General features: G+C 68.6%; 5 protein-coding genes. All 5 read left to right on the forward strand.

All coding sequences use genetic code 11. From position 1 onward, the window contains the following. The first annotated feature begins 141 nt into the window (after positions 1-141). Positions 142-1,695: a YifB family Mg chelatase-like AAA ATPase gene (locus LJ754_RS07285; RefSeq protein WP_227911689.1), complete on the forward strand. Its 1,554-nt coding sequence runs from the start codon at positions 142-144 to the stop codon at positions 1,693-1,695. Beyond that, complete coding sequence (dprA, locus tag LJ754_RS07290) at positions 1,692-2,900, forward strand: DNA-processing protein DprA (protein WP_227926098.1); 1,209 nt, start codon at positions 1,692-1,694, stop codon at positions 2,898-2,900. Before LJ754_RS07285 ends, dprA begins: the two co-directional genes overlap by 4 nt. Positions 2,901-2,971: 71 nt before the next feature. After that, the gene (locus LJ754_RS07295; RefSeq protein ID WP_227926099.1) at positions 2,972-3,505 is read left to right on the forward strand and encodes a methylated-DNA--[protein]-cysteine S-methyltransferase; all 534 of its coding nucleotides are present in this window, start codon (positions 2,972-2,974) and stop codon (positions 3,503-3,505) included. 185 nt (positions 3,506-3,690) lie between these two features. Then, entirely contained in the window at positions 3,691-4,596 is a 906-nt protein-coding gene (locus LJ754_RS07300; RefSeq protein ID WP_227926100.1) for a tyrosine recombinase XerC, read from the forward strand. Positions 4,597-4,768: 172 nt separating this feature from the next. Next, positions 4,769-5,272 carry a DUF3145 domain-containing protein gene (locus LJ754_RS07305; RefSeq protein ID WP_227911686.1) on the forward strand — a complete coding sequence of 168 codons (504 nt, stop codon included), beginning with the start codon at positions 4,769-4,771 and terminating at the stop codon, positions 5,270-5,272. Positions 5,273-5,337: the final 65 nt, after the last annotated feature.

Here is a 5,337-nt window from a genome sequence, read left to right on the forward strand (position 1 = left end):
CACCCCGGTGTTGCGTTTCCCGGTTGCGGCGCCGACCACTGCGGGGGGGGGGGCGGGGCCCCCCCCCACGTCACCGGGACATGGTGGAGGCATGAGAGCCAGTGAACCCCGCAGAGGGTGCTACCCGATCCCGGTGTTCCCGTGAGCCTGGGACGGACGTACGGAGTGGGACTGGTGGGCCTGCACGGCAGGATCGTGGAGGTGGAAGCGGACATCGGCCAGTCGCTGCCGTCCTTTGTCCTGCTGGGCCTGCCGGACGCATCGCTGAACGAGGCCCGTGACCGGGTCAAGTCTGCCGCCAAGAACGCCGGGCTGCCGCTGAGCCGGCGCCGGATCACCGTCAACCTCATGCCAGCCGATGTGCCCAAACACGGCTCCGGGTTTGACCTGGCCATTGCTGTGGCCGCCCTCTGCGCAGGCGGCACGCTGAGGAGCCCCGGACGGTGCGTCTTTCTCGCCGAACTGGGGCTGGACAGCAGGCTCCGCCCCATCCGTGGCGTCCTCCCGGCCGTCATGGCTGCTGTGGCTGCCGGGTTCACGGACATTGCCGTGGCTGCGGAGAATGCTGGCGAAGCAGCGCTTGTTCCCGCCGCCCGTGTGCGCGGCTACACCTGCCTGGCCGAGGTCGCCGCAGACCTCGGTGCAGACCCGGAGCAGCTGGTCTTTCCCCCGCCGGCCAGCCGGGCAGCGGATGATTCGCCGGCAGGGGAGGAGACGGACCAACCTGCCCGCCTTCCGGACCTTGCCGATGTGGCGGGGCAGCAGGAGGCCCGGTTTGCAGTGGAGGTGGCGGCGGCCGGCGCCCATCATCTGCTGATGACCGGCCCGCCGGGTGCAGGCAAGACCATGCTCGCCGAACGGCTGCCCGGGATCCTGCCGGATCTTCCCGACGATCAGGCAATGGAGGTTACGGCCATCCATTCCCTGGCCTGGCAGGGAAGGCCCTGCCGGCAGCTGCTGCGCCGGCCGCCGTTCGAAAGCCCGCATCACACCGCCTCCCCTGCGGCAGTGATCGGCGGGGGCAGCGGAATACCCCGGCCCGGGGCAGCCTCACGGGCGCACCGCGGAGTGCTGTTCCTGGATGAGGCTCCCGAGTATGAGCGGCGGGTCCTGGACGGGCTCCGTCAACCGCTGGAAAGCGGGCAGCTGGTGCTGCACCGGGCTGCGGGTACAGCGGTCTACCCCGCCCGTTTCCAGCTGGTCCTCGCCGCGAATCCGTGCCCGTGCGGGCTGGCAGCCGGGAAGGGAATTGACTGCACCTGCACCCCGCAGCAAAGGCGCCGATACTTCAGCAGGCTTTCGGGTCCCCTGCTGGACCGGGTGGACCTGCAGCTTACGGTCCAGCGGGTGTCGCTCGGGGACTATTTCGGTTCCGATGCGGCGGAGGGAAGCGGGGCAGTCGCTGCACGGGTACGGCAGGCGCGGAGCCTGCAGCGGGAACGTCTGCTTCCGCTGGGGTGCGAAACGAATGCCGAAGTAACCGGTTCGCTGCTGAGGGATGTCCTGCGGCCGCCCTCCGCGGCCACAACGGCACTGGACCGCGCCATGGAGCGGCAACTGCTGACCGCCAGGGGATATGACCGGGTGCTGCGGGTGGCTTGGACCATCGCTGACCTTGCCGGTCACCCTGTGCCCGGGGCCGACGACGTCGGGCAGGCGCTGGCTTTCCGCAGGCAGGGAGCGGCAGCAGCATGAGCACCGTGGAAGAGGAATTGCTGCTGGCCCGTGCGGCGCTGTCCCGGCTGTTCGAACCCTCAGACACCGTGGGGCTGGCGCTGGTCTCAGCCGCCGGACCGACGGCGGCCCTGCGGATCGCCTCGGGTGAGGTTCGGCTGCCGCCTGAGGTCGCTGCCGGCATCGGGCAGATGCTGGGGTCTGCGGGTACGGCATCAGGTCCCGGAGTGTTCACTGAGGCATTGGGCCGGTGGACGCCGCGCGTGGCCGACCTGGCCCCGGGCCGGGACCTGGAAACCATCCGCCGGCTGGGCGGCGAACTGCTTATCCCGGAGGATCCCCGCTGGCCCGAAGCACTGCGGCACCTGGAAGCGGGTATGCCGCTGTGCCTGTGGGTACGCGGCAACCCGGAGGCCGCTTTTCCTGAACTGAACCGGACCGTTGCGGTGGTGGGCTCCCGTGATGCCACCGGATACGGGCTGTCGATCACCGGAGACATCTCAGCAGGGCTGGCCAACCGCGGATACACCATTGTTTCCGGCGGTGCCTACGGCATCGATGCCCAAGCACACCGTGCAGCGCTCGCAGCTTCCACCGGCAACAGCGCAGCCACCATCGCCGTGATGGCGTGCGGGGCCGACAGGTTCTACCCGGCAGGCAACGAAGACCTCCTGCGCAGCGTCGCCGACCGCGGACTGCTGCTCTCCGAGGTGCCGCCGGGGTCGGCGCCCACTCGATGGAGATTCCTGCAGCGCAACCGGATTATCGCGGCCCTGAGTGCCGCCACCGTAGTGGTTGAAGCTCGATGGCGCTCCGGTGCGTTGAACACGGCCCATCACGCCGCCGGCCTGGGACGCGAGGTAGGAGCGGTCCCGGGGTCCGTGTACTCAGCCAACTCAGCCGGATGCCACCGCCTGCTGCGGGACGGCAGCGCGGTGTGCGTGACCGACGCGCAGGAAGTCGCCGAACTTGCCGGTCCGCTGGCGGACTCCCGGACGCCGGACTCGTCGGACTCGCCGGCCCCCTTGGAAGACCACGACGGCCTGACCGTGGAAGACCTCCTGCTCCTGGACGCCCTGCCCGTCCGCAGCTCCACCACCATCGACAAACTCGCCCGGGTTGCCGGACTGTCGGTGCCCGGCGTGCGCGCAGGCCTGGCGCGGCTGGAACTGGAAGGACTGGCCATCCGGTCCGGCCCGGACCAGTGGCGCAGGGGGCACCGATGACGGCAGGGGCACCCGCTGCCACATCACGCTGATCCTTCACTAGTTACCACTACCGAAAGGAAACACCCGGAATGCTCACCCATAAGATCATCACTTCTCCACTGGGAGTGCTCACGCTCGTCGCTTTGGACGGGATCCTGACTGCCGTGCGGCTGGGACCCCCGGCGTCATCTGCAGGTGCGGGAACCCCGTACGGGCTTGCGGCCGAGGACGGCTTCGAAGAGGCGGAACGGCAGCTCGCGGAATACTTCGAAGGTCAGCGGTGCTGTTTCACGTTGCCAACCAGCCCAATGGGAACCTACTTCCAACGCAGCGTGTGGGCCCTGGTCCAATGTGTCGGGTACGGCAGCACAGCCAGCTACAAGCAGGTAGCGGTGCTGCTCGGCGACGCGGCGAAAGCAAGGAGCGTGGGCACCGCCTTGGCGCGCAATCCCCTGAATATCGTGGTCCCCACCCACCGGGTGCTGGGCTCACGAGGGGCCTTGACCGGCTATTCCGGCGGAGTGGAAGCCAAACGCTACCTGCTGGACCTGGAGCAGGCACCGGAAACCGAACACCTGAGACTCACCTGCCGGCCGGCGGATACCGATAACGTGCCGGCCTGACCGGCGGGCACGGGCGTCCCGTCGGTCAAACCGCCCATAGAGGCTGAGCGGACCGGTGTCCCGCGAGCCTGCTTGAACGGCCGGGGTAAAGGTACAACAGTGAGGAGGTGACATCCAAGACATCGGCAGACGGGGCACCGGAGACCGGTGCCGCCGGCACTGCTCCGAGCCCATCCGCCTGGCCCGTGGAGTTCCATGCAGCCGTTGAAGGCTTTTGCCGCTACCTGGCCGCCGAACGGGGGCGTTCGGAGCATACGGTCCGCGCCTACGAATCGGACCTCATTCAGTTGCTCGACTACGCGTTGGCTTCAGGCGCGGGGAAGCTGCAGGATCTGGACCTCGGGATCCTGCGCGGCTGGCTCGGCGAACTTAGCGCCTCCGGACAGGCCCGCGCCACGCTTGCGCGGCGTGCAGCAACGGTACGGAGTTTTGCCAACTGGGCGCTGCGGGAAGAACTGATCGCGGAGAACCCGGCACTGCGGCTGAAGGCTCCAAAGAAGGAAAAGACGCTCCCGGGCGTGCTGCGCACCAGCCAGCTCGACGAACTGTTCGCATCCCTCAAGGCAGCAGTCGCCGAAGGCGAGCCGGTGTCCCTGCGGGACCGTGCCATGGTGGAGCTGCTGTACGCCACGGGCATCCGCGTGGGGGAGTTGTCCGGATTGGACGTTGATGACCTTGATCCGGACCGGAGAACCCTCACCGTGATCGGCAAGGGCAACAAGGAACGCACCGTGCCCTACGGACTGCCGGCAGCACTGGCAGTAGACGACTGGCTGCGCCGCGGCCGCCCTGCACTGGCCGGCGCGGACAGCGGGCCGGCGCTGTTCCTGGGCAAGCGCGGGCGCCGGGTGGACCAACGCCAGGTCCGCAGCGTCGTTGCCGTACTACTGGATGCCCTGCCGGACACCTCCGCCACGGGCCCGCACGCCCTGCGGCACTCCGCGGCAACACACCTGCTGGACGGCGGGGCGGACCTGCGGGCGGTCCAGGAAATCCTGGGCCATTCCTCGCTGGCAACTACGCAGCTGTATACCCACGTCTCCGTGGACCGGCTGCGCCAGAGCTACAGCCAGGCACACCCGCGCGCGTAGGCGCAACGGCGGCAGGTTCACAGGCGCCGCAAGTTTCAACACGGCCCCGCAGGCCGCATTGGCACAAACCGGTAACTTGCGGCACAATGATTCACAGCGGGACGCTGGAGCCGGATATCCGCCCATGCAGCAGGTCGTTGGGGAAGACGCACCTACAGCTATGGAGGATGGAATGTCTGTTGTGATGGCGCGCGGAGTACTCTTTGTGCACTCTGCCCCTTCCGCGTTGTGCCCTCACATTGAGTGGGCCATCGGATCCGTCGTGGAAAAGCGAACGGATCTTCAGTGGACCCCTCAGCCGGCCGCGCCCGGCATGGTGAGGGCCGAGATCGCCTGGACCGGACCGCAGGGTACCGGTTCCCTCCTTGCCTCGGCCCTGCGCGGCTGGGCCCACCTCCGCTACGAGGTCACCGAGGAACAGAGCCCCGGCGCCGACGGCAGCCGCTGGGCCCACACCCCGGAACTGGGTATTTTCCACGCCGCCACCGACGTGCACGGCAACATCATGATCTCCGAGGACCGGATCCGCTACGCCTACGAGAGCGGCGCCGGGGACCCCTCCGCCGTCTACCATGAACTTTCACTCGCCCTGGGCGAGGCCTGGGACGACGAACTGGAGCCGTTCCGGCATGCAGCGGACGGCGCGCCCGTCCGCTGGCTCCACCAGGTCGGCTGACTCTCTTTACTCCATAGCAAAAAGCAGGCGTGCGGGGCCCGCGGGGGCCGGGCGGCGGCGTCGGG

The sequence above is a fragment of the Arthrobacter sp. zg-Y40 genome (genome assembly GCF_020731535.1).
In the GTDB taxonomy this organism is placed as follows: Bacteria; Actinomycetota; Actinomycetes; order Actinomycetales; family Micrococcaceae; genus Arthrobacter_B.

Bases quoted from the DNA above. Each gene is read 5' to 3' on its own strand.
- dprA (WP_227926098.1), top strand. From the start codon at position 1,692: ATGAGCACCGTGGAAGAGGAATTGCTGCTGGCCCGTGCGGCGCTGTCC.
- LJ754_RS07295 (WP_227926099.1), top strand. From the start codon at position 2,972: ATGCTCACCCATAAGATCATCACTTCTCCACTGGGAGTGCTCACGCTC.
- LJ754_RS07305 (WP_227911686.1), top strand. From the start codon at position 4,769: ATGTCTGTTGTGATGGCGCGCGGAGTACTCTTTGTGCACTCTGCCCCT.